This is a genomic window from Prevotella koreensis, assembly GCF_003977605.1.
GTDB classification, from domain to species: domain Bacteria; phylum Bacteroidota; class Bacteroidia; order Bacteroidales; family Bacteroidaceae; genus Prevotella; species Prevotella koreensis.
Genome location: NZ_RYYU01000001.1, coordinates 2,601,095 through 2,626,335, shown reverse-complemented (window position 1 = coordinate 2,626,335; position 25,241 = coordinate 2,601,095). Strand labels below are relative to the sequence as shown.

The 25,241-nt window shown below is 43.5% G+C and carries 19 protein-coding genes; 11 read left to right on the top strand and 8 right to left on the bottom strand.

From position 1 onward, the window contains the following. Window positions 1–32: 32 nt before the first annotated feature. The 6 genes from EHV08_RS11100 to EHV08_RS11075 all read right to left on the bottom strand — a co-directional run bounded on the left by EHV08_RS11100 (window position 33) and on the right by EHV08_RS11075 (window position 6,369). Window positions 33–1,346: a DUF58 domain-containing protein gene (locus EHV08_RS11100; protein ID WP_126679328.1), complete on the bottom strand. Its 1,314-nt coding sequence runs from the start codon at window positions 1,344–1,346 to the stop codon at window positions 33–35. Beyond that, window positions 1,346–2,317, bottom strand: coding sequence for an AAA family ATPase (locus tag EHV08_RS11095; protein WP_126679327.1), 972 nt, complete (start codon window positions 2,315–2,317; stop codon window positions 1,346–1,348). Before EHV08_RS11095 ends, EHV08_RS11100 begins: the two co-directional genes overlap by 1 nt. 28 nt (window positions 2,318–2,345) lie before the next feature. Then, window positions 2,346–3,701, bottom strand: coding sequence for a DUF4350 domain-containing protein (locus tag EHV08_RS11090; protein WP_126679326.1), 1,356 nt, complete (start codon window positions 3,699–3,701; stop codon window positions 2,346–2,348). Then, a complete protein-coding gene (locus EHV08_RS11085; protein WP_126679325.1) occupies window positions 3,694–4,311 on the bottom strand; it encodes a DUF4129 domain-containing protein in 618 nt (205 codons plus the stop codon). Before EHV08_RS11085 ends, EHV08_RS11090 begins: the two co-directional genes overlap by 8 nt. A gap of 3 nt (window positions 4,312–4,314) precedes the next feature. Beyond that, window positions 4,315–5,238, bottom strand: coding sequence for a hypothetical protein (locus tag EHV08_RS11080; protein WP_126679324.1), 924 nt, complete (start codon window positions 5,236–5,238; stop codon window positions 4,315–4,317). Window positions 5,239–5,400: 162 nt separating this feature from the next. Next, entirely contained in the window at window positions 5,401–6,369 is a 969-nt protein-coding gene (locus tag EHV08_RS11075; protein WP_126679323.1) for a stage II sporulation protein M, read from the bottom strand. Between the two features lie 97 nt (window positions 6,370–6,466). On the opposite strand from EHV08_RS11075, the gene EHV08_RS11070 reads away from it, so the two are divergent. From EHV08_RS11070 to EHV08_RS11035, 8 genes are all read left to right on the top strand, one after another. Next, window positions 6,467–7,198 (top strand): RDD family protein, encoded by a 732-nt coding sequence (locus EHV08_RS11070; protein WP_126679322.1) that lies wholly within the window; start codon window positions 6,467–6,469, stop codon window positions 7,196–7,198. Window positions 7,199–7,577: 379 nt separating this feature from the next. Next, on the top strand, window positions 7,578–9,188 hold the full coding sequence (locus tag EHV08_RS11065; RefSeq protein WP_126679321.1) for an ABC-F family ATP-binding cassette domain-containing protein: 1,611 nt from the start codon (window positions 7,578–7,580) through the stop codon (window positions 9,186–9,188). Between the two features lie 109 nt (window positions 9,189–9,297). Next, window positions 9,298–9,906 carry a nucleotide exchange factor GrpE gene (locus EHV08_RS11060; protein WP_126679320.1) on the top strand — a complete coding sequence of 203 codons (609 nt, stop codon included), beginning with the start codon at window positions 9,298–9,300 and terminating at the stop codon, window positions 9,904–9,906. 12 nt (window positions 9,907–9,918) lie between these two features. Continuing rightward, a complete protein-coding gene (dnaJ, locus tag EHV08_RS11055; RefSeq protein ID WP_126679319.1) occupies window positions 9,919–11,091 on the top strand; it encodes a molecular chaperone DnaJ in 1,173 nt (390 codons plus the stop codon). 229 nt (window positions 11,092–11,320) lie between these two features. Beyond that, window positions 11,321–12,556, top strand: a complete 1,236-nt coding sequence (locus tag EHV08_RS11050; RefSeq protein ID WP_126679494.1) for a bifunctional folylpolyglutamate synthase/dihydrofolate synthase — start codon at window positions 11,321–11,323, stop codon at window positions 12,554–12,556. Window positions 12,557–12,702: 146 nt separating this feature from the next. After that, entirely contained in the window at window positions 12,703–13,701 is a 999-nt protein-coding gene (gene rhuM, locus EHV08_RS11045) for a virulence protein RhuM/Fic/DOC family protein (protein ID WP_126679318.1), read from the top strand. A 214-nt stretch (window positions 13,702–13,915) separates the two neighbouring features. Continuing rightward, window positions 13,916–15,007, top strand: coding sequence for an aldose epimerase family protein (locus tag EHV08_RS11040; RefSeq protein ID WP_126679317.1), 1,092 nt, complete (start codon window positions 13,916–13,918; stop codon window positions 15,005–15,007). 81 nt (window positions 15,008–15,088) lie between these two features. After that, a complete protein-coding gene (locus EHV08_RS11035; RefSeq protein ID WP_126679316.1) occupies window positions 15,089–16,417 on the top strand; it encodes an MFS transporter in 1,329 nt (442 codons plus the stop codon). 196 nt (window positions 16,418–16,613) lie between these two features. On the opposite strand, the gene EHV08_RS11030 is transcribed toward EHV08_RS11035, so the two are convergent. Next, on the bottom strand, window positions 16,614–17,912 hold the full coding sequence (locus EHV08_RS11030; RefSeq protein WP_126679315.1) for a hypothetical protein: 1,299 nt from the start codon (window positions 17,910–17,912) through the stop codon (window positions 16,614–16,616). 45 nt (window positions 17,913–17,957) lie between these two features. Next, window positions 17,958–19,556 carry a T9SS type A sorting domain-containing protein gene (locus EHV08_RS11025; protein ID WP_126679314.1) on the bottom strand — a complete coding sequence of 533 codons (1,599 nt, stop codon included), beginning with the start codon at window positions 19,554–19,556 and terminating at the stop codon, window positions 17,958–17,960. Between the two features lie 592 nt (window positions 19,557–20,148). Here EHV08_RS11025 and EHV08_RS11020 point away from each other — a divergent pair. The 3 genes from EHV08_RS11020 to EHV08_RS11010 all read left to right on the top strand — a co-directional run bounded on the left by EHV08_RS11020 (window position 20,149) and on the right by EHV08_RS11010 (window position 25,038). Further along, on the top strand, window positions 20,149–22,641 hold the full coding sequence (locus EHV08_RS11020; RefSeq protein WP_238988076.1) for a DUF3943 domain-containing protein: 2,493 nt from the start codon (window positions 20,149–20,151) through the stop codon (window positions 22,639–22,641). Between the two features lie 229 nt (window positions 22,642–22,870). Continuing rightward, window positions 22,871–24,412, top strand: coding sequence for a glycine--tRNA ligase (locus EHV08_RS11015; RefSeq protein WP_126679312.1), 1,542 nt, complete (start codon window positions 22,871–22,873; stop codon window positions 24,410–24,412). A 44-nt stretch (window positions 24,413–24,456) separates the two neighbouring features. Next, window positions 24,457–25,038 carry an FKBP-type peptidyl-prolyl cis-trans isomerase gene (locus EHV08_RS11010; protein ID WP_126679311.1) on the top strand — a complete coding sequence of 194 codons (582 nt, stop codon included), beginning with the start codon at window positions 24,457–24,459 and terminating at the stop codon, window positions 25,036–25,038. Window positions 25,039–25,241 lie beyond the last annotated feature (203 nt).

Below are 25,241 nucleotides of genomic sequence, written 5' to 3'. Positions count from 1 at the left end.
ATATACTATACCATACTGCAACAGGCAAGAAATCAAGAAATAATCTGCCTTGCTTTCAGTTCGAGATATTTATTTATTATATTGACAGAGAGTTGGGCAGGTGCCGTGAGCAGACTGTATATACCATTCTGACGCAACGTGCTCACAATGAGTCTTTTCTCGTATGAGAATTTCTCGGCAATGACATGGCGATAATAATCTTCCACGTCTCGCGCCGGTGATTCTATGAACTCCTGTTGTTCCTTGTCGAGGAAGAACACTACAAGCAGTACGTGCTTGCGTGCCATTTGCTGCAAGTAAGACAGTTGACGACGCATTGACACCATGTCAGAGAAGTTGGTGTAAAGCACAAGCAGACTGCGCCGGTTCAGATGCTTGTCAAGATGTACGCAAAGCGAGTAATAGTCGGTATCTCCGAATGATGCATTCTGACTGTAAAGACAATCCATCAATGTCTCCATCTGGCCTGTCTGCTTTGCTGCCGGAACAAATGTTTCGAACTTTTCGTCGAAAGTTATCAGTCCTGCTTTGTCATCCTTTCTTATGGCAACGTATGAAAGAACGAGCGATGCGTTTATGGCATAGTCGAGCAATGTCATACCATCGAAAGACTGCTGCATCACACGACCTCGGTCAATCATGTTGTATATGTTCTGCGAACGTTCGTCCTGATATACATTCACCATCAGCGCGTGGCGGCGTGCGCTGGCTTTCCAGTTTATTGTTCGGTAGTCGTCACCCTGCACATACTCCTTTATCTGTTCAAAGTCGGTGTTATGTCCCACGCGGCGTATTCTCTTAATACCGAGTTCTTGGAGGTTGTTGTTCATGGCAAGCAACTCATAGCGGCGCAGCATAAGAAAAGAAGGATATACCTTCACGTCCTGTGAAACCTTGTCAGTGAAACGCCTACTTACGAAGCCAATACCCACCGTGACAAACGTTCTTATGTTTCCGAAACCATATACTCCGCGCTCTTTCGGTCTCAGATGATACTCTATCGTGGTGCTTTCCTTGGCTTTTATCACTGCCTTAAAGGATATGTCGCGCCGCTGAAAGACAAAAGGAATCTCGTCAATCACTTCAATCTTCACCTTGTAAGGAAAGGTGTTATCCACATGCACTCTGACCACATTGTCGTCACCGTTGGAAAATCTGTCGCTACATGAGCGTCTCGAAGCTATTCCGCGCCGCCAATAGAGCAACACTGTCTCCGTGAGTACTGCAATAAGGAAAAGTGACAGCAACACCTTGCCCGCCACAAAGAGCGGCGGAATCCAATATCCTGCGGCAACTATCAGTATTACGGCAGTTATTACGATATAAAATCTTCTGGTAAGAAACATTACTTAGGCACCTCCACTTTGTCAATCAAGCGTTGGGTAACCTTCAACGGTGTGAAGCCTTCCATCTCTGCCTCTGCAGTGATTATCATGCGGTGTTGCAAGATACTCGGTGTTACGAACCTCACATCTTCCGGAATAACGAAGTCACGTCCTTGCAGCAGGGCGAAAGCCTTTGCCGACTGCATCATGGCAACAGATGCTCTCGGTGAAGCACCAAGCAGAACGCGCTTACTCGTTCTGGTTTGCTGAACGATGTTAACGATGTATCGAATCAACGCCGGATCGATATATACATCATCTATATTACGCCGCAACTGTATCAGTTCTTCCTTTGAAATAACAGGTTTGATGTCGTCAAGTTTCACGAAGTCGCGCTTCCCTTGATGAAGTTGCAATATCTGTTCTTCCTCGGTAACCGATGGGTAGTTCATCGTTATCTTCATGAGGAAACGGTCGAGTTGGGCTTCCGGAAGTTTGTACGTACCCTCCTGCTCCACAGGGTTCTGCGTGGCAATGATTGTGAAGAGGTCGTCCATCTTGTATGTAGTACCGTCTATGCTAACCTGTTTTTCCTCCATAACTTCGAACAGAGCCGCCTGTGTTTTTGCCGGTGCGCGGTTTATCTCGTCAACAAGAACAATGTCTGCGAACACCGGACCTTCATGGAAATGAAACTCCGAGTCTTTCATATTGAACACCGTTGTACCGAGCACATCACTCGGCATAAGGTCCGGAGTAAACTGTATTCTGCTGAAGCCGGCATTTACAAGTCGTGCCATTAGTCGTGCAGTAAGTGTCTTGGCCACTCCCGGCACACCCTCTATCAGCACATGACCGTTAGCAAGCACTGCCGTTAGAATAAGGTCAACCGACTGGTTCTGGCCTATTATCACTTTTCTTATCTCTTCTCTCAACTGCTGTATCTTCTCCGAAAATACCGTCAGATCCATTCTGTTTTGTTCTTCAGCCATTTATTTTAATAATTAAATGTGTTTAAATTTAAATACTCGATACTATGTCATTCATATAATCGACATACATTATCATTTCTTCCTCTGTCATCGGCATATCGCTACGGCAGGCACGGCGCACTGTCTTTATCCTTGCACTGACATCACTCAACGGCATACCGGTGTGACGTGAGAGCGTATTGAAGTTGTCCTCATCCTCGGCATCTTCATCAATATCAATCTGTATCTCGCGCCTCAGATACTCGGTAAAGAACAGATATTTCTTCCTTACCAAATCGCCATGAATACCCTCTTGATAATATAACGTACCTATGAGTTTGGCAAACTCAAGTTGATAGTTCTCCGGTTTCTTTATCACAGGAATCACTCTCTGCCTGCGCCGGGCTGTGAATATCATAAAAAGCAATAGAGTGAGCAATGCCATATACATTGCCCAACGCAGCGGAGGATTGGTAATGAAGAAGCGCATCGGAGAGAGACTGACATTACTCTCTGTCGGATCGTCATCCCCAAGATTAGTTAAACGTGTCACAGGATTGTCGCTGACAGTGTTTAGAACGCGATAAACGAAAGACACATTTTTACCATCCATGATTCCGTAGTTCGTGAACAGCAATGGTGTTGAACATACCACGATTTCTCCTTTTCCCCATTTGCGTTTCATAACGACAGGTCTTTTATTTCCCTCTTCTAAATTCCATGCAATAGGTTTCCACTCCTCGCTCGTTTTCCTGACAAAGGTATCACAATCCATCGTGTAAACTTCAGTTTCTTGATCTTCCGCTAAAGCAATACTATCAATGTTTGTTTCATCATATTTTTCGGCATAAATTGTATCATTACCTAACTTGAAAGAACTATTGGTAAGTTCTGAAAAAACATTGTAAACTTGTTTTTTATAGAGAAAATCTTTATCCCACACCAATGTGTCCATATAGTATAACAATCCGTACAGTCTCGATTTCTTGAACATGCCAAAGTAAAAATTTCCTTCATCCATGTTCAACTCCAATGTATCAAGGATTTCACTTGAAAAGCCATGAGTGCAAAAAAGCACCTTATTCCCATCAGCAACGAAAGCAAGCATTGAATTCATTTCCGTACTAGACATTCCTTCATAATAATCTGCAGAAAGTGTTATTACGCTCTGCGGTTTCTTTGAACCGAGTTTCCGCAACTGATAAAACGTGGTATTACTTACCGAATAACCATTCTTCATACTCATCTTGGCCAGACTATCAAAGAGTTGAGATCCGAATGGCTGTTCGCTTTTATGACTAAACGTTGGTTCCCAATCGAACTGTTTTGGCACGGAAAGTTCGATAAGTATTGCCACTACGAGCAATAACGCTATTATAAATACAAATATCTTGCTGTTATTCATCAGCCCCTCCTTTCTCACCGATAGACTGTAGCGACTGTTGCCATGCCTCCATATTTCTCACATCATCCTCACTTGCTTCGTATTTTCCGTATCTCACCTTAACGAACTGAAGCGTCATTTTGCCAAGAGCCGCATCCGGCATCTCGTAAGTGTACTGCATCGGAGTCTTCCACGGCTGCCATATAATCCTGCCTGTGTCAGAAAGATGTTTCAACGTGTCGAGATATATGAGCCTCACGGCCTCAAACCAATCGCCACGTTCTTTTGCTTCTTCAATCTCTTTTGAGAAGTCTATGCCATAGATAGTGTCTTCAACTTCAATATAATCCAATGTGGTTTCTTCCTTACTGTGGAATAATTTGGGCTTAACCTTGTATATTATCCATAACACAAGCAGCAGCAATGAGACACCACCTATTATATATAATGTAATCTTAGTGTCGTATGAAACATCTGAAAACAAATCTTCAATGAACCGACTTATCTTACCCATGAGCCATTCAAAGAGATTCATCTGCGACCCCATCAACTCGCGGTTGTAGTCGTAGTCGCCATTTTCCTGCCATTCGGCAATCTGCCGTGTATTATATGTCAGCGTGTCTGCTATCATCTCTTATTCAAGATTCTCAAAGTTATCAATATCAGATTCCACTGTGATACTTTCCTTGCGCTCTGTTGCATGGGCATAATGATATGTTGTTGCAAGCGGCTGTATCATCATTGCAATATAGGTTACGAACATCATCAGCACACCGAAGAGAAAAGAAAACACACGTGCGGTGATGATTGCCCACTCCGGAGCGTCATCCACTTCTGTGAATATCATTACAAAAAAGGTGGCAATACCCCACGGCACGGCTACCACCTGCTCTATTATGTTCATCACAAAACCGACCACCATGTTGATAATGAACAGTCCCGCCCACGTTCCGAAGCCAAGCCTAATAGCACGCGATGCTGCTTCTTTCATTTTTATATCCTCAAAACTATAGATACAAGGGAACAGAAGCATAGGAATACTCATGACTATAATTGCCGGAATAAACAGAATAAACGCAATCGGGTTCACAAACGAAAGAACGCCACCGACAATAATCAAGCCCACCATTACCAACGTAGATTTCAACACACGCTTAATGTTATGCCACATCTTAGGCCAAATACTTGAAAACATCACGCCCTCAAGACCGTTCTCGCGCTCATTATACACCTGTACCATAGTGAAAGAAAAGGCCTGTAGCAATATGCTGCCAAGCAAAAAACAGAGCATCATTATGCCGTAACTGCCTAAAAAACGCATTATCATGGCAAGTTCACCATCCATACCGGTACCCTCCATTCCCAGGAATAACAACCCCATGTAAGCACCGAAGAAACTATTCATCGACACAGCCTGAACAATGCTCAGAGGCAGCAACATATAGATTGCCATCCTAAACATCACCCCCCAGTTATCGCGCAGGAAATCGAGCGCGGCCGTCATCCTTTCTCCTATCGTCCGTTCCTTATAGAACGGTATCTTGTCTATATCTTCCAATAATATATATTTTTCAAATTCAACTTTCTATCAACTCTCAACACTCCGCTCGGCTCCTTCAGGAGACGCTTTCGAAGCAAAGCGAAGAAAGAACGCTCTACGCTCAACACTCCGCTCGGCTCCTTCAGGAGACGCTTTCGAAGCAAAGCGAAGAAAAAACGCTCAACGCTCAACACTCAACGCTCTACCTGCCAAAATCCTCGGCCACACCACAAAATAGAATATCACGAAAGCAAGCGAACACAGAATTATTCCCGCTCTCACGCCATCGTGTATATCGGTATGACGAGTGACAAAGCCCTCTATAAATCCGGCAATAATGAAAACAGGCACAGTGCCTACGATAATCTTCAGTCCGCGGCGCGCACCGTTTCTGAACGCCACTCCTCTGCTATATGTGCCGGGGAACAGCCAACCTCGACCTAATGCCAGACCGGCCGCACCGCTTATTATGATAGCAGAAATCTCCAATGTGCCATGAAGCCATATTGCAAGAGCCGATTCAAGAAGCAGGCCGTGCGAAAAGAAGAACGTTTGGAAAGCACCAAGCATTATACCGTTCTGCATCAACAGATATCCCGTACCTACACAAGCAAATATACCCATGACAAATGCCATGAACGATACCATGACGTTGTTTATCGTTATCTGAAGAAACATCGGCGTTTCGCTGCCACCGTTATACACGGCCATAGGCCTGCCATTGTCGATGTTTTCGAGAGTCATATCAACATAATAGTCGCCAAGTATAAGGCGCGAGAAGTCGGGATCGTTGAGTTGAGACAACACGCCGACCAGCACAAAAACAGCGAATATCAGGAACGAAGCAAGCAACTCGCGACGTGCATCATACATTGTCAGCGGCACTTCGTGCGTCCAATAAGTGAAAATGCGCGTCCACTTCTCTTTTTTATTCTTATATATAGTATTATGCAAAGCCGAGGCAAGGTCGTTAAGATAGACCGTTATCCTCGACTTCCGATAATGAGTCTGTGCAAAAGCAAGGTCGGCAGTGATTTCCGTGTACGCCTCCGCCATGTCGTCCGGCGATGCGTTTTCAGAGTTATCTACCATACTTTCAGTCCTTTGCCACTTCTCAATGTTATTCCTTATGAATGAAGCCTCTTTCAAAGTTAAAAAGTTATATGTCGAAAGTTAATATCAACTTCCACAAAATTTGTTTGCAAAGTTAGAAAAAAACAATTACTTTTGCAAAAAAAACAAGAAAATGTCGCAAACAAATATCATAACAGGCCAATATGTACGCATAAGTCAATCGCCGGCAAGCATTGTCTCACGCATTATAGCATGGCTGATAGACATTATTTTAATTATTATCTATACCACAGGAATAACATTCAGCCTTATTAACATTTCTCCCAACATTGATAGCGATGTAACACTCATTGTTTTCTTAATGATTATCTACTTTCCGGCATTATGCTATCCGTTGATATGCGAAGTATTCTTCAATGGGCAAAGCATCGGTAAAAAAATATTAAAAATCCGCGTGGTAAAGAAAGACGGTTCGATGCCAACGCTCGGCGATTATGTCATGAGGTGGTTGCTATTCATCGCTGACGGACCTCTGATGGGAGGGCTTGGAATAGTCTTCATTCTGTTTTCAAAAAACAGTCAGCGACTCGGTGACATGGCAGCAGGCACAATGGTGATAAAAGCCAACGGCTATTCCCGCAACCGTGTATCACTGAATGAGTTCGGTTATGTCTCCAGCAACTACGTCCCATACTTTCCACAGGCTGCCGATCTCACATTGAAGCAGGCCGATGTTATAAAGCGTTGCCTGCAATCTGAAGAGCGTCTCCGCATAATACGCATATCGCGTCTTGCCCAGAAACTGCGCGCAATGTTCGGAGTGTCACATCTTCGCATGAGCGACGAGCAGTTCTTGCAAGTCCTTCTTCACGACTTCCAGTATTATGCCCTTGAAGAAGTGTGAGCAAAAATAATCAAGTTCACAACCTGCTTTTCGGCTAATAAAAATAACGAAAATATTGTTTCTATCGTAAATAGATTATCAGCAATATCAAATTAGAATAAAAAGATAAACCCCAATCTGTTATAAAGTTCATTACAGATTGGGGTTTATTATTTTTCATATTTCTCACAAACACAGAGCAATCCCTTTTACATCATTATCGAAATAAGTGTATCTGTAAGTCATGATAGCAAAGCAAAGTTCTTTTATATTTGATTTTGCAACTTTTTATGCGGAAACTATTATTAAGCATTGAAAGACAACAAGATTGGCAAGGTTTTGCGTATGTAAAAAAATAGTTGTACCTTTGCACCCAAATTTATAACAGAAGAAACAAATAATGATAACTCTTTCGAACATTGCCATACAATTCGGCAAGCGTGTATTATACAAAGATGTAAACATCAAGTTCACTAACGGAAATATTTATGGTGTCATCGGTGCTAACGGAGCGGGAAAATCAACACTACTGAAAGCAATCAGCGGTGAACTCGAACCAAATAAAGGTACCGTTGAACTCGGCCCCGGAGAACGACTCAGCGTGCTCGATCAGGACCACTTCAAATATGATGAATACACCGTAATGGACACCGTGCTCATGGGACACCAGCCTTTGTGGGAGAACATGAAGGAACGCGAACTTATCTACGCAAAGCCGGAGATGACCGAAGAAGACGGAAACAGAGCCGCAGAACTGGAGGAGAAATTCGCCGAAATGGACGGATGGAACGCCGAAAGCGATGCCGCGCAACTGCTTCAAAACCTCGGCGTAAAAGACCCGCAGCACCAAAAACAGATGTCAGAACTCTCCAACAACGAGAAGGTGAGGGTGATGCTGGCAAAGGCTTTGTTCGGAAACCCTGACAACCTGCTGCTCGACGAGCCTACCAACGACCTTGACCTCGACACCGTGCAGTGGCTTGAGGAATATCTCAGCAACGTGGAACAGACGGTGCTCGTGGTGAGTCACGACCGACATTTCCTTGATGCCGTATCTACACAGACCGTGGACATCGACTTCGGAAAGGTCACCGTGTTCTCCGGAAACTATTCGTTCTGGTACGAGTCGTCACAACTCGCACTGAGACAGGCACAGAACCAGAAGCAGAAGGCCGACGAGAAACGCAAGGAACTGGAGGAATTCATCCGCCGATTCTCTGCAAACGTGGCAAAGAGCAAGCAGACAACGAGCCGCAAAAAGATGCTTGACAAACTCAACGTGGAAGAAATTCGCCCATCAAGCCGTAAGTATCCGGGAATAATTTTCCAAATGGAACGCGAGCCGGGAAATCAAATTCTGGAGGTAGAAGACCTGAAAGCAGTCGATAAAGACGGAACGGTGCTTTTCGACAACGTGAACTTCAACATCGAGAAGGGCGAGAAAGTGGTATTCCTTTCACACAACCCTAAAGCAATGACAGCACTGTTCGAGATTATCAACGGCAACCGCGAACCGGAAAAGGGAACATACAAATGGGGCGTGACAATAACAACGGCATACCTGCCACTCGACAATACCGAGTTTTTCAACAGCGACATGAACCTCGTTGACTGGTTGTCACAATACGGCACGGGCAACGAAGTGACCATGAAAGGATACCTCGGACGTATGTTGTTCAAACAGGAAGAAGTGGAGAAGAAAGTCAATGTGCTCTCGGGAGGAGAGAAGATGCGATGCATGATTGCACGTATGCAACTGAAAAATGCCAACTGCATCATCCTCGACACACCCACAAACCACCTCGACCTCGAGTCTATACAGGCGTTCAACAACAACCTCGTGCAGTTCAAAGGCAACATACTATTCGCCAGTCACGACCATGAGTTCATCAACACCGTGGCCAACCGCATCATCGAACTTACACCGAGCGGAACAATAGACAAACTGACCACCTACGATGACTATATCTACGATGAACAGATAAAGGCACAGAGGGAAAAAATGTATTAAACCGAAATTGGCACATTATTTGCAGCATAGACTTATGACACCTTGCCGATGAACATCAGGAGCAAGCGTGTCATACGTTTTATTTTAATCATTTATTATATATGTAATAATGGATAAAGACGAAAAAATATTCGACATGGAGGGCGAAAACCCGCAAGACGAGAACCTAAACGGTGCAGAAGAGGCAGAACAGAACGAGACAAAAGAGACCGAAGCAGATACTACGGCCGGCGACTATGACACCAACGATGCAGAGGGCGAAGATATATCACCGCTCGACAAGGCTCTCGACGAGATAAAAGAACTGAAAGAACAACTGCTATACAAGGCGGCCGAATTTGATAATTTCCGCCGACGCACAATAAAAGAGAAAGCAGAACTCATTCTCAACGGCTCCGAAAAAGCAGTGCAGGCAGTGCTGCCCATAGCCGACGATATGGAGCGTGCCATTGAGAATGGAGCAAAGACTGACGACCCGCAGGTGTTGCGCGATGGTATGGAACTGATTTATCAGAAATTCATGAAGTCGCTCTCAACCCTCGGAGTGCAGAAGATTGAGACAACGGATGCAGATTTCGACGTTGATTTCCACGAGGCAATAGCAATGGTACCGGGAATGGGCGACGACAAGAAAGGCAAGGTGCTCGACTGTGTGCAAACGGGCTACACACTGAACGACAAGGTAATCAGGCATGCCAAAGTGGCAGTAGGACAATAGAAATTCTTATTTATGGCAAAGCGAGACTACTATGAGGTGCTTGGCGTTGACAAGAAAGCCTCGGAAGATGAAATAAAAAAGGCATACCGAAAGATTGCCATCAAGTATCACCCCGACCGCAATCCTGGCGACAAGGAAGCCGAGGAGAAATTCAAGGAGGCGGCAGAGGCCTACGATGTGCTGCACGATGAACAGAAGCGCAAGCAATATGACCAGTTCGGTTTCAACGGTCCGGCGGGCATGGGAGGCTTCGATGGTTTCGGTGCCGGTGGCGGATTCACAATGGACGACATATTCTCAATGTTCGGCGACGTGTTCGGCGGGCATGGAGGATTTGGCGGATTCAGCGGCTTCAGAGAGTCAGGCGGCTACCGAAAGCCAGCCCAACACCGCGGCAGCGACCTCAGACTGAAAGTGCGTCTGTCGTTGCAGGAAGTGGCATCGGGAGTCACAAAGAAATTCAAGGTAAAGAAAGATGTTACCTGTACACACTGTAACGGTTCGGGAGCAGAGAAGGGCAGCGAGAGAACAACCTGTCCGACGTGCAACGGCTCGGGTGTGGAGGTAAGGACACAGCAAAGCATCTTCGGCATGATGCAGACCCAAACGGTGTGCCACACATGCGGAGGCGAAGGCAAGGTGATAAAAAATAAATGTCACGAATGTGGCGGTTCGGGAGTGGTAAAAGGTGAGGAAGTGGTCGAGGTTTCCATTCCGGCAGGTGTTGCCGAAGGAATGGTAGTCAACGTTCCGAACAAGGGTAATGCCGGAATGCATAACGGAATACCGGGGAACATACAGGTGTTCATTACCGAAGAACAGAACGACACATTCGTAAGAGACGGCAACGACCTCATCTATAACTTACTGCTCGACTTCCCTACCGCCGCACTCGGCGGAAGCGTGGAGATTCCGAACATAGACGGTTCGAAGGTGAAGATAAAAATAGATCCGGGCACACAACCCGGAAAAACACTGCGACTGCGCGGAAAGGGTCTGCCAAGTGTCCAAGGCTACGGAAACGGAATGGGCGACGTGGTGGTAAACATCAGCGTCTATGTGCCTAAGACTCTGAGCCGTGAGGAGAAAGAAGCACTCGAAAAAATGCAGCAAAGCGACAACTTCAAGGGCGACAGTTCGACGAAGAAAAGCATATTCGAGAAATTCAAGAATTACTTCTCATGAGTTCCTCCGGAAGCGAACCGTGAAACGTAAAAAAACGAAAGCGAATGGCAACGTTTGTCTATCAAAACGTATGATTTGCCGAATCGCATCCTGAAAGCATATATTTCAGAAAGCAATTTCGCCGATTTTGCTGACCAATTTCGCCGATTTTGGTGAGCAATTTGGGCGAAATTGCTGTGCAATATGATATGTATTGCATCGCATTGAATAACTTACGATAAAAGACATGATGACATACGAGGAAACCGTAAAATATCTGTATGACTCGGTACCGATGTTCCAGAACGTCGGTGCGGCAGGATATAAAGAGGGACTGCAGAACACCATGACGCTCGACGAGCATTTCGGCCACCCTCATCGCACGTTCCGAACTATCCATGTGGGGGGCACCAACGGCAAGGGCTCGTGCTCGCACACCATTGCGGCAATGCTGCAAAGCGAGGGTTACAAGGTGGGACTCTACACATCGCCACATCTCGTGGACTTCCGCGAACGCATCAGAATAAACGGTGAGTGCATCGGAAAACAGTATGTAATAGATTTCGTGGAAAACGAACGCTCGTTTTTCGAACCCTTACATCCATCGTTCTTCGAACTCACCACGGCTCTCGCATTCAAGTATTTTGCAGAACAGAAAGTTGACTATGCCGTGATAGAGGTCGGACTGGGCGGCAGGCTCGACTGCACCAACATCATTAATCCGGTACTGTCTGTCATTACGAACATTTCTTTAGACCACACTCAGTTTCTCGGCGACACACTCGCAAAGATTGCGACAGAGAAAGCGGGCATTATCAAGCATGCCGTACCGGTTGTTATTGGTGAGACGAACGAAGAGACAAAACCTGTCTTCGTGGCTGCGGCAGAAAAGAACAATGCCCCCATCATATTTGCCGACAACGAGAATACGGACGAATATGACGGCATTGAATTTGAACTGAAAGGAAATTATCAGCAGAAAAACCGCTCCACAATACTATGTGCCGCAAGACAACTCGGCATATCGCGCGAATCCATAATAAAAGGAATGGCCACGGTGTGCGAGGCAACCGGACTGACAGGGAGGTGGCAGACACTCGGCACTCAACCGCTCGTGATATGCGACACGGGGCATAACGCCGGCGGGTGGCAGTATCTCGCGGAACAGATTAGTCAGGTGGAATGTGACACGTGTCGCATGGTGTTCGGTATGGTTGACGATAAAGACATGGATGCTGTAATGGCAATGCTACCTAAAAACGCCACATACTATTGGACACAGGCTGAGACAAAACGTGCCGTGAGCAGCACTGTGATAATGGCGAAAGGCAAAGAGTACGGACTAAACGGAACACCCTACCCTGACGTTATCAGTGCCTATCGCGCCGCATTGACAGACGCAGCATCCGCAGACTTCGTTTTCGTGGGTGGCAGCAGTTATGTCGTTGCCGACCTGTTGACAGGAATCATTCAGAAAACCACATAATAAATACACTTTCCGTTGAGACAAGAAACCATATAAACAATTTATTAAAAATATGACAATCAGGGAAATTCTTTAAATCTTTACAGGAATAACCATATTTATTATAATTTATGTTACCTTTGTAACCACATAATATAAATAAAGATATGGAGGAAAACAAGATTGTTATATATCAGACAGAAGACGGTCAGACACAGATTGACGTGTGCCTTGAAAACGATACCGTCTGGCTTACACAGGCTCAGATGGCTGAACTATTTCAAAAGGATAGGACTGTTATAACACGCCATATAAATAATATTTTCAAAGAGGGTGAATTAGAAAAGGAACAGGTATGTGCAAAAAATGCACATACCACTCGTCATGGTGCGATTGAAGGAAAACTACAAATACAAGAAACTATTATATACAACCTTGATGTCATTATCTCTGTTGGTTATCGCGTCAAGAGCAAACGAGGCACAGGTTTCCGAATTTGGGCACGAAAAGTATTGAAAGATTATTTGATTAAGGGATATGCTGTCAATCAACAAATACACAGCAAACAGATTGCCGAACTGCGACAGTTGGTACAAATGGTAGGTCGTACAATACAAAATCAGAAACCGGAATCTAACGATGAGAACCAAATTTTGTTTGATATAGTTGTAGATTATACATACGCTCTTGACACACTTGATAATTACGACTATCAGAGACTGAAAGTTGAAGAAACTACACAAGAAGACAAATTTCATGCAACTTATGAGAATGCAATGGAGGCAATTAAGACTTTGCGTGATAAATTTGGTGGTAGTACTCTGTTTGGTAATGAAAAAGATGATTCTTTCAAAAGTTCTATCGGGCAGATATATCAGACATTTGGAGGAAAAGAACTATATCCCAGTGTAGAGGAAAAAGCAGCCATGCTACTCTATCTCGTCACCAAGAACCATTCATTTAGTGACGGAAACAAACGCATTGCTGCAACTTTGTTCCTATGGTTTCTCAACAAAAACGGCATACTATACCGTACAAATGGCACAAAACGACTTGCAGACAACACTCTTGTTGCCCTGACACTGATGATAGCCGAAAGTAAAACGGAGGAAAAAGATGTCATGGTGAAAGTTGTCGTAAATCTTATAAACCAAAATAATGATTAAGTTATATCGAAAACAAATGTAAAAAAAGTATATAAAGTTGTTGGATAAGAGTTCCTTGGTATCATTGTTTTTTAAAGACTCATTATGCCTATAAAACATTATTAAGAAGTGTATGGTCTAATTATTTTGACGTATTTTTTTGTCTTTTCTCTTGCGACTCTCAACTTTTTTTGCTTACTTTGCAAATAAGTTTACTAACCATCAAATTATTATAATGATGAAGAAAAGCGAGACACAATTATTGTGTGGCCTGAAACGTTCAGACTTTCAGACCACGGTAAACGGTAAGAACACCGATTTGTATATACTCAAGAATAGTGCAGGTTACGAGGTAGCCATATCCAATTACGGAGGAGCATTGCTGGCAGTGATGGTGCCCGACAAAGACGGGAACATAGCAAACGTGGTGCAGGGACACTGTAACATCAAGGACATGATAAGCGGTCAGAGGCCACACTTATCGACACTGATTGGCAGATATGGCAATCGCATAAAGGATGGAAAGTTCCAACTCAACGGCAAGCAATACCAACTGGCCACCAACTGTGGACAACATTCACTGCACGGAGGATCGGAGGGTTTCCACGCACACGTATGGGACGCGTTCCAAATGAGCGACAACACGCTGGTATTGAACTACACCTCTCCTTATATGGAGGAAGGATTCACGGGCGAAATGAAGACTACTGTGGTGTATAACTTCAGCGAAAACAACGAACTGATTATCGGATATATGGCCACTGTGAACAAGAAGACTATAATAAACCTAACGCATCATGCGTTCTTCTCACTCGCCGGAATTGCTAACCCGACACCTACGATAGAAGATTTGGAATGTGAAATAAACGCCGATTTCTATCTCCCTATTGACAATACTTGTATTCCTACGGGCGAGATACTGAAGGTGGACGGTACACCTTTCGACTTCCGCAAAGCGAAATCGGTGGGCAGGGATATTGATGCCGACAACGAACAGATACGCAACGGAAACGGTTACGACCACTGCTTCGTACTGAACAAGCACGAAGAGGGCGAACTGACATTCGCAGCGAAAGCGAAAGACCCGAAAAGTGGCCGCACTCTGGAAGTATATACCACAGAACCCGGCATGCAGGTTTATAGCGATAATTCAGAAGGAGAATATAAGGGACAGAACGGTGCAACGTTCCAACGTCGCTCGGCTATATGTTTCGAGGCGCAGCACTTCCCCGACTCGCCTAACCATCCTTACTTCCCGTCGGTGATGATACGCCCCGGACAGCAGTATAAGCAGAAGACAATATACAAGTTCGGAGTAGAAAAATAAAAACATAAAAGAAATAATTCATAAAATAACGAAAATGTCTGAGTCTCAAAAAACAATAGAAGCATCATCGCAATCATAACGATGATGTTTCTGTATGCAATGATTGCATTCGTAACAAACCTCGCCGCACCAATCGGCGTGGTATGGAAGAACCAGCCGGAGATAGGTGGCAGCAACCTGTTGGGAATGATGGGTAACTTCATGAACTTCTTCGCCTATCTCTTCATGGGTATCCCTGCGGGTAAGATGCTACTGAAAGTGGGATACAAGAAAACGGCACTGATAGGTATTGCCGTGGGATTCTTCGGAGTACTTATTCAATACTTGTCGGGCTTCATGAGCGGACTGAACGGTTTCTATATCTATCTTCTCGGAGCATTCATATCGGGATTTTCCGTTTGTATGCTCAACACTGTGGTGAATCCGATGCTCAACCTGCTCGGAGGAGGCGGCAACCGTGGCAACCAACTCAACCTCATCGGTGGTACGCTGAACTCCCTTTCCGGCACGTTTACACCAATGCTCGTCGGTGCACTTATCGGAAACGTGGTTTCGATGGACATGGTGAAGAACAAGATTGAAATCGTGATAGACGGCGTAAAGCGTGTTGCAACAGAGAGCGATCTTACCCAAATAGCCAATGTCAACATCGTGATGTTCATCGCTATGGCGGTATTCGCAGCGGCATTTGTCATCTTGATGCTCGTGCCTATCAAAGACCCGGAAATCGGTAAGGCAACGGCAGATACGAAATTTGAACATTCGCCATTGTCGTTCCGCCATTGCGTGCTCGGCGTGATTGCCATATTCGTATATGTAGGTGTGGAAGTGGGCATACCCGGAACGCTGAACTTCTATATCTCCGATACGGCAAAAGGTGCCGGTACGATGTTCGTAAATGCCGCAGCAGTGGGAGGTTTCGTTGCCGGAACATACTGGCTGTTGATGCTCGTTGGACGTTTCAGCGCGGGCTTCATCGCCGGGCGTATTTCGAGCAGGGCAATGATGCTCACCGCTACGGGAATAGGTATGGTGCTAATCGTTACCGCGATATTCATTCCAAAGGAGAATACAGCCTCTATACCGCTGTTCACAGGTGGCGGTTTTGAGATGACAGCCATTCCGGTGAGTGCGATGCTGCTCGTGCTGTGCGGTCTGTTAACATCCATAATGTGGGCTTCTATCTTCAATCTCGCAACCGAGGGACTGGGCAAATACACCGCACAGGCGAGCGGAATATTCATGATGATGGTTGTAGGTGGAGGCGTACTGCCACTCCTTCAGAACTTCATCGCTGACAAGGCCGGATATATGGTATCCTACTTCGTGCCGCTCGCAGGTATGGCATATATGTTCTACTATGCCCTGATAGGCTGCAAGAACGTGAATAAAGACATCCCCGTAGATTGATTCTATTTGAAAGAGCACAGGAATCTCGCATAAACAAATCTTATCAATATCGGGTTCCTTTCTTTCTAAAAAAACATTCACGTCCCATTTACGAATAATTCACGCTCATTAGAGTTAAATCCTATGAACGTAAATTGAAGTAAATGGGACGTGAATTATTCGGGGATGAATTATTATTGGCCTCTGTTTATATTTCCTATTTTTTCCATTTTAATTCAGAAACTCTATTATTACCATTGAAGATAGATAAAATATAAAATCCTTCTTTTAATGAACTTGTATTTATTATTCCTTCAGAATTAGAAATTATACCATTATCAACTATATTACTTATAATTTTCAATCTTAAATATCCATCTACTGTTCTTGCATATTTATCATTATTATTTAAATCTTCTAAATAGTTAAAACTTTGCCATGAACCATCTTGTAGTAAAACGTAAGAGCCATTTTCTTCAATCTCACGTCTTGAATATATATAAGAACTATATGATTCTTTGTTTTGCGGAGATGATATAGTAGTATTGGATAAAAAGATTTCATGTGATTGATTATCTTTTGTATTTCCTTGGAAAGGTATTACGTTTTGTGTATTAGCATTATAAACGTACAATCCTTCAAATCCTGTTGCAATAGGCCTATCCCAATCGCAAAATGAGAAAAAATCCTGAATAGAATTACCTATATATCTAATGTAAGATCCTTTCGATAATCCATATTGCATTATAGCAGTTTCTTTATCAGGAGAATCAACGAAATAGTTTAAAGAAATACCTTGTCTATACGGAGGTTTACTAACCAGTAGCCACTTGTTATAACTATGTATTCTTGGAATAATATATGCACTATCTGAGATCGCTAAATTATAATTAGCATGCACATCATCAGATAGTATTGTAGAAGTATATTGATTTGAAGGTGTCAATGCAATTAGCGTATTACCTGAAGAATATGCTTTCAAACTGAAACCAACAACTTTAAGCAAAGCTTTTATTGCGACCGTAATAAAATCATACTTATCAGAATCAATCTTGCTTTGGTCTATATTATAATCATATTTAACTCTTGATGAAAATTTGATTTTCGCATCAGGAGAATCGCGGAAGAATTTTAGACCATCTTCATCTTTATTAAAATTTGGCATGTAATCATATATCTGCGCATATCTCTTGAGATAAACTTTATCTATCCTTTTGTTAGAAATAGGTGTATCGAAAGGAACAGAATATGTTTCAACCAAAGCAAGACAATCATCATCTTGCAAATTTTCGAACTCAACAGTAATATTTATAGGAAAAGTTGTAGGTATATTTTCCTCAACAAGTTTGCACGCATATTCAAATGCTCCTTTTTGGGTATAAGATATTCTCGTACCTTTATATTTGACATTGATTATAGTTCCACCATAAACATTTCTTGTTGACGGCAAATCTAATTTGATTTTAGAGTTATCAGAGGCATATACAATATTTGGATTTTTCTGTGCGAATCCCAATGTAACCCCAATTAAAAGGGTTATTAAAATAAAAAAACTGTCTTTTCATTTTATACATATTTTATTAGTTAATACTTTGTTTGTGTTATTATTGAATATTTTTATTACATATACACCCTTGTTCAAAACGGTTGTATACATAGTAGAATTTTTTGATACTTTTTCTAAAGTACCATTAATATTATAGATATATACGTCTACTGAATTTGGACTTTTAATAATGATTTCTTTATCCTCAACAAACAAATCAACATTGTCAGCATATTCTTGACTTACACCTACAGTTGATGGTTTTATTATAGAACTCATAGCTTGACCATACTTATTTATTGTCCAACAATATATCCCGTTATCCCAATGTCCGGGATATGCTAAAAGTCCAGTATCTGGTATTTCATAAAAAATATCATCAACATGTACACCAATATTATTATTATATTCCGCAATCATAACAATGCCACAATCATAATTTTCCCCATCTATCATTATTCTACATATAGGGAAATCATCTGCCCAATCTGGAACCCAAATTTTAGAGATAGAAATAACAGGGTCTGTTGGTAACACATCAAAAGGAATAAAATCAGAACATATATATTTAGACACCCTATCACTTCCTTCTTTATAATAAATTTTGCAGGCGTAGAAACAACTATCAGGATTAACTTCCTTTAAATCCTCCCAATTATAACCTTGCATGAATTTATTATATGGCTTAGAGAAATAGCAATTGAACATACCAGGGCTGTTCGTGAAAGAAAATTGTTTATCTTTAGACAACGTACAGTAATAGTCTTCACCATTCAATTGCTTAAGATATATTCTCCATTCGACAGAGTCTATTTCAATATTATTATCATTTAGCAATGACAGCGTAACCAAATCACCTGCTTTAATTTTATTTTCGGCTCCATTGTTATTTATTTTTACATCAACATGAAAAATATCATTTTTTTTATTGTTCAGCATCGCAGAAGGATATAAGCAACCAACCTCCATGAATCTTCCTGACTCGCCATAATCATTCTCCAAAGAAACGTCTATATATACTTTACTTCCTTTAACCATAGGTGATACATGAATAGTATCATCGGAATAATCATAACAATTGTTTATTGTGCCACTATACGCAGTATCGTATTGCCATGAAGAATCCCAATTCAACAATGCGTTAATTGTTATGGTATCATTAAAGTTCGTCCCTTTATAGAATTGATTGTAAAGGTTATCAGGTAGGGCTTCAAATTCTCCCACTTTGTAACGCGAATATCCTACTTTTGTAGAAATGGCCAAATCAGTATCCATTTTTTCGGATATGCGTACAAAGAAATTTATCGGTTTTTTTATAATAATTCTATCTTCCCATGTATCAATTGCCAACTTAAGACAATGAAGAACGCCCTCTGTCATAAAATAATTATCATCATAATTGACAATAAATTTGCCCATACGAGATTTTATCTTTTTAACGTTATATGATGAAGAGGGGATTTGGGGTTTAATAGTTTTTTCAATTAAATGTAAATGCTTTGCACTTTCATGATATTCAACAATACCACAATGCTCCACTTGTGCATTCAACGTTACATTACAAAAGAACGTCAAACTAACAAATAAAAGTAATGATAACATTTTTTTATTCATAGATTTGTATATTTTAAGTTGTTCATTTCATAGCATCTTATCTACTATATGGTCAATATTAAAAATAGACTCAATACTCAGTATTGTTTTAAAGATTCATTAGTTTATGAGAACTTGTACAAAGTAAAAAAAAATAAAACATATCACCAAATTTTTATATATATTTTCATTAAAACTTTAACATAAATTACATATAAATGGATTCTAAATTACTCGTAAATAAATTCATTTAGGATTCTATCCAAATGTTATAAATCAATTATTAACTTAAAATTCACACTCATTAGAGTTAAATCCTATGAACGTAAATTGAAGTAAATGGGACGTGAATTATTCGGAAATGAATTACTATCGGATTATATTCATATTTTCTATTAAATTCCTCCAAAAGGAGTGATATTCTCGTTTTTAATTGCTACCTTTGTCATGTCAGATATTTTGCTTGCTTGTTAGTTTTCGCAGCACCAAGATAAGTGAAATTTCTGACAAGACCAAGTGGCGTGAGAATATTATTACTCAAACACCTTGATTTATTACAAGATTTTGTGCTGCGGAATTAAGGTTTATGAATAATAGGAGTCTAATTCTGTTTATGCTTACGATGAATTGTATTCTTGCATATGCACAGATGTCTGTGGTAACCACCAACCGAAATATCGCTTTGGGAGTGAACCATCGCACTGCTGACTCTGCTTTGGTGAGTTGTTGTAATTTGGGACTATTAGCCAATACAGACACACTTCATGGCATACAGACCGGACTACTGACGAGCGTGGTGCAACGTGATCTGCGAGGAACGAACATCGCCGGATTGTTTGCACTCTCGTTAGGCAACGTCAGCGGACTGCAGGGTGGCGGGATAGTGAATGCCGTAGGGCGGCGGATGCACGGCTTACAGGTGGCAGGACTGTCCAATGTGGCAGGAGGCATACAGGGTGTACAGATTGCGGGACTAAGCAACATCAGTCGCTTAACACTCCACGGCCTACAGTTGTCAGCGGTGTCAAACATTGCAACAAATGTAAACCTTGGCATGCAGGCATCGCTCGTGGCCAACATCAGTGCAAGACAGATGCGGGGCATACAGATGGGAGCCTACAACTATGCCGACACGGTAAGTGGCGTGCAGGTGGGACTGTTCAATGTCTGCATCACTAACCCGCGCGGGGTGCAGGTGGGACTGGTGAACTACAGTTGCGACAGTCTGCGACACAGTTACGGCCTAATCAACATTCATCCCGACACGAAAATAAACCTTATGTTTTTCGGTGGCACGGGCAGCAGGTTCAACACCGCCTTGCGCCTGTATAACGGCACATCATATAAAATCATAGGCATAGGTTCCCGATATCGCGAACTGGACAAGAAATTCTCCGGAACCCTCTACTACCGATTAGGAAGGATGTTCCGCATCACGAACCACTGGATTGTCGGTGCCGATATTGGCTTCCAACACATCGAGAATTTCAATAGAGATAATGCCGATGTACCCGAACGGCTCTATGGCATAACTCCTCGTCTGACCACCGACCATCAGTTGACGAAATCGCTTGGGCTTCATGCCGCATTGGGCTACGAATCAACACGCTATTATAGCAGGGATGCAGTCTATCGCCAGGGAATGCTGTTTGAGGCCGGCTTGACATATTGCCTGCGACCTATTTCATCACGTGGCGCATCACCCTATTACCGCCCCGCCCGAAGATACGTGCTGCGGACGGATAGCATAACCCGTCGCCCCTGGCTGGCTGCCGCTGAGGTGATGGGCATCAATACGAGCATACACCTGTTCGACCGTTTCGTCCTCAACGAAGACTTCGCACAGACCACCCTCCACAGCATTAGCGACAATTTCCATACCGCTTTCGTATGGGACAACGATCTTTTCAATACTAACATGTTCGCTCACCCTTACCACGGTAACCTCTACTTCACCTCAGCCCGCAGCAACGGTATGAATTTCTGGCAGGCCTGTCCCTATGTCCTGGGAGGCTCTCTCATGTGGGAATTCTTCGGAGAGGCAACGCCGTCCAGTATCAACGACATATTCGCCACCTCCATTGGTGGGACAGCCCTCGGAGAAACTCTGTTCCGCATCTCCGCCTTGCCTCTCGATGACAGTAAACGCGGTATGCAGCGTTTTTGGCGCGAACTACTGGGTGGCATCATCAGTCCTATGCGTGCCTTGAACCGCATCATTACCGGCAATGCCTGGCGCGTGCGCCCCAAAGACAACCGATACCACGACTACGAGCGTCTGCCAATCAACCTGTCAGTATCTGCTGGGACTCGCTACTTAGCAGACAACGGAGCCTTGTTCCGTGGCGAATACAACCCTTACGTCAATCTCATGCTCAACTATGGCAACCCGTTCAGCGAAGAGAATAAGCCCTATGACTTTTTCAGCCTCGAAACGACTTTCGGACTTTCCGCCAACCAACCGATTGTCAATGCCATCCATCTTGTCGGACAGCTATGGTCAACACCCATCAACAGCGGAAAGAGTATCGACATGAAGTTTGGCATCTACCAACATTTCAATTTCTACAACAGCGAACCGGTAAAAGACGGTAGCGATATCGTGCCCTACCGTATCGGCGAGGCGGCCTCGGTAGGTGCAGGTTTCATCTACCGCCTGTCACAAATTGGTCATCTCGCCCGCATGGAGCAGCGCATCTTCTTCAACGGCATCATCCTCGGCGGATCGCTTTCCGACTACTTCCACATAATGGAACGCGACTACAACCTGGGCAGCGGAATCTCGGCCAAGGTGCAGACAATGACACAGTTCGGACGTTTCGCCCGATTCTCGTTGGATACCGACTTCTACAAGATATGGACATGGAAAGGCTATGATGAGGAGCGTGTCAGCAGGCTCGACAACCTTGAATACGCCAATGCGCAGGGTGATGTGGGCAATGCCGTGCTCTTCGTGCTCAACCCCCGACTGCAAGTCAACCTTACACGCCATCTGCTTTTCGATTTTTACTGCAGTAATTACTACCGTCACACATACTATCGTGACCATCCGAATGTTAGAGTTCATACCTTCGAAATACGGGCAGGACTCACTTTCGAATTATAAGACTTAATAATATTATGTCATAAAAATATTATGCGGGCGAAAAACGCCGGATGCTCTGTGCCCTTATTGATGCCGACAGAGAATTGATGTTTTTCGAAATCATTCATCGCACGGGTATCAACACTGCCTCGCATCGGGGGTTATACGGATAGAAAAAAAATGTTATTTGTTTTGTATTGTCCGTGATTTGAGTTACCTTTGCACACATATTGGAATTTTTTATAGAATTATGGCACAAGAAGATGTTTTTAAAAAGATAGTGTCTCACTGTAAGGAATATGGTTTCGTGTTCCCCTCAAGTGAAATTTACGATGGTCTTGCCGCTGTGTATGACTACGGACAGAACGGCATTGAACTGAAAAATAATATCAAACAATACTGGTGGAAGTCGATGGTACTGATGCACGAGAATATCGTGGGCATTGACAGTGCCGTCTTCATGCACCCCACAATATGGAAAGCCAGCGGACACGTTGACGCTTTCAATGACCCGCTGATAGACAACCGCGACTCAAAAAAACGCTATCGCGCAGACGTACTCATAGAAGATCAGATTGGGAAATATGAAGACAAGATAGCAAAAGAGGTGGCTAAGGCTGCGAAAAAGTTCGGTGACAGTTTCGACGAACAGAAATTCTGCGAGACAAACCCACGCGTACTGGAGAACAAGAAGAAGCGCGATGCTCTGCAAGAACGTTATGCCGAGGCTATGGGCGCAATGGACTTGGAAGGTCTGAAACAGATAATCATAGACGAGGGCATAGTATGTCCTATATCCGGAACAAAGAACTGGACCGATGTGAGACAGTTCAACCTTATGTTCTCAACGGAAATGGGGGCATCGGCCGACAGTTCGATGAAGGTTTACCTGCGCCCGGAAACGGCACAGGGTATATTCGTAAACTACCTGAATGTGCAGAAAACCGGACGCATGAAAATCCCATTCGGCATAGCACAGATTGGTAAGGCGTTCCGCAATGAGATTGTTGCAAGGCAGTTTATTTTCCGTATGCGCGAGTTCGAGCAAATGGAAATGCAGTTCTTTGTGAAGCCCGGAACCGAACTTGAATGGTTCCCAAGGTGGAGAGAAACGCGAATGAAATGGCATCAGGCACTGGGATTCGGAGCAGAGAACTACCGCTTCCACGACCATGAGAAACTGGCTCACTACGCTAATGCCGCAACAGACATTGAGTTCCGCATGCCGTTCGGATTCAAAGAGGTGGAGGGAATACATTCGAGAACCGACTTCGACCTCTCACAGCACGAGAAATTCTCTGGCAAACAAATCAAATATTTCGATCCGGCAACGAACGAAAGTTACGTGCCATACGTAATAGAAACATCTATCGGAGTTGACCGCATGTTCCTATCCATAATGTGCCATGCGTACACAGAGGAACAGTTGGAGAACGGAGAGAGTCGAGTTGTGCTGAAACTGCCTGCTGCATTGGCTCCGATAAAACTTGCAGTGCTGCCTCTTGTGAAGAAAGACGGACTGCCGGAAAAGGCACGCGAGATAATCGACGCGCTGAAATTCCATTTCAATTGCACGTACGACGAGAAAGATACTATCGGCAAACGCTATCGCCGTCAAGATGCAATAGGCACGCCTTACTGCATCACCGTAGATTACGACACGCTGAAAGACAACTGCGTGACACTGCGCAACCGCGACACAATGGAGCAGGAGCGCGTAAGCATTGACTGCCTGAACTCCCTAATAGAGGACAAGGTGAGCATCGCTTCGCTGCTGAAGAAGTTGCAGTAGGCATTAAATAACTGACGATTGCGAAACTTAATAAATAAAACAGAATGAGAAAAGAAAAGACCCTTGCACTGCTCGTAGCATTGTTTTCGCTATGCCTGTTCTCTTGCAGTGAGGACAATGGTGGCAATGATGAGTTTGAAAACTGGCAGGAACGCAACGAAACTTATTTCAACAACCTGTATAACAAGGCGAAAAACTCAGGCGATGCGAAATGGAAGACATTCAAGTCGTGGTCGCTGCAAGAGGCTGCGGCAACTGCTGTCGATGACCATATCGTGGTGGAAGTGCTGACAGAGGGAAGCGGAACAGACAACCCTTTGTTTACCGACAGTGTGAAAGTTCACTACCGCGGCAACCTGATGCCAACAGCATCTTACCCGAATGGCTTGCAGTTCGACTCGTCTTGGCTCGGCGAATATAATCTCTCAACCATGCTTCCGGTAAAAGCGAAGACCGGCGGATTCATAAACGGCTTCACTACGGCACTGATGCAAATGCACACCGGCGACCGTTGGCGCATCTATATACCTGCCGCACTCGCATACGCAGGCGAAAAGAACAAAGGTCTGATACCTCCGTATAGCACACTTGTATTCGATGTCACTCTCGTATCGTTTTGGAACTGATTATATTTCATTGAAACATTTGCTATACCTTTAGGACTATTAAGATAAATATTTCCCTAAAATACGCTGTTGTGCACGAACACATAGTTGATGTAAGTCAATAAAAGTGGCAGAATTTTATTATTCTGTCACTTTCTTATTGCCACTAACAGAAACGTCATTACCTTTGCATCGGAATTAAGAACATGAGTTTTACGAATGGT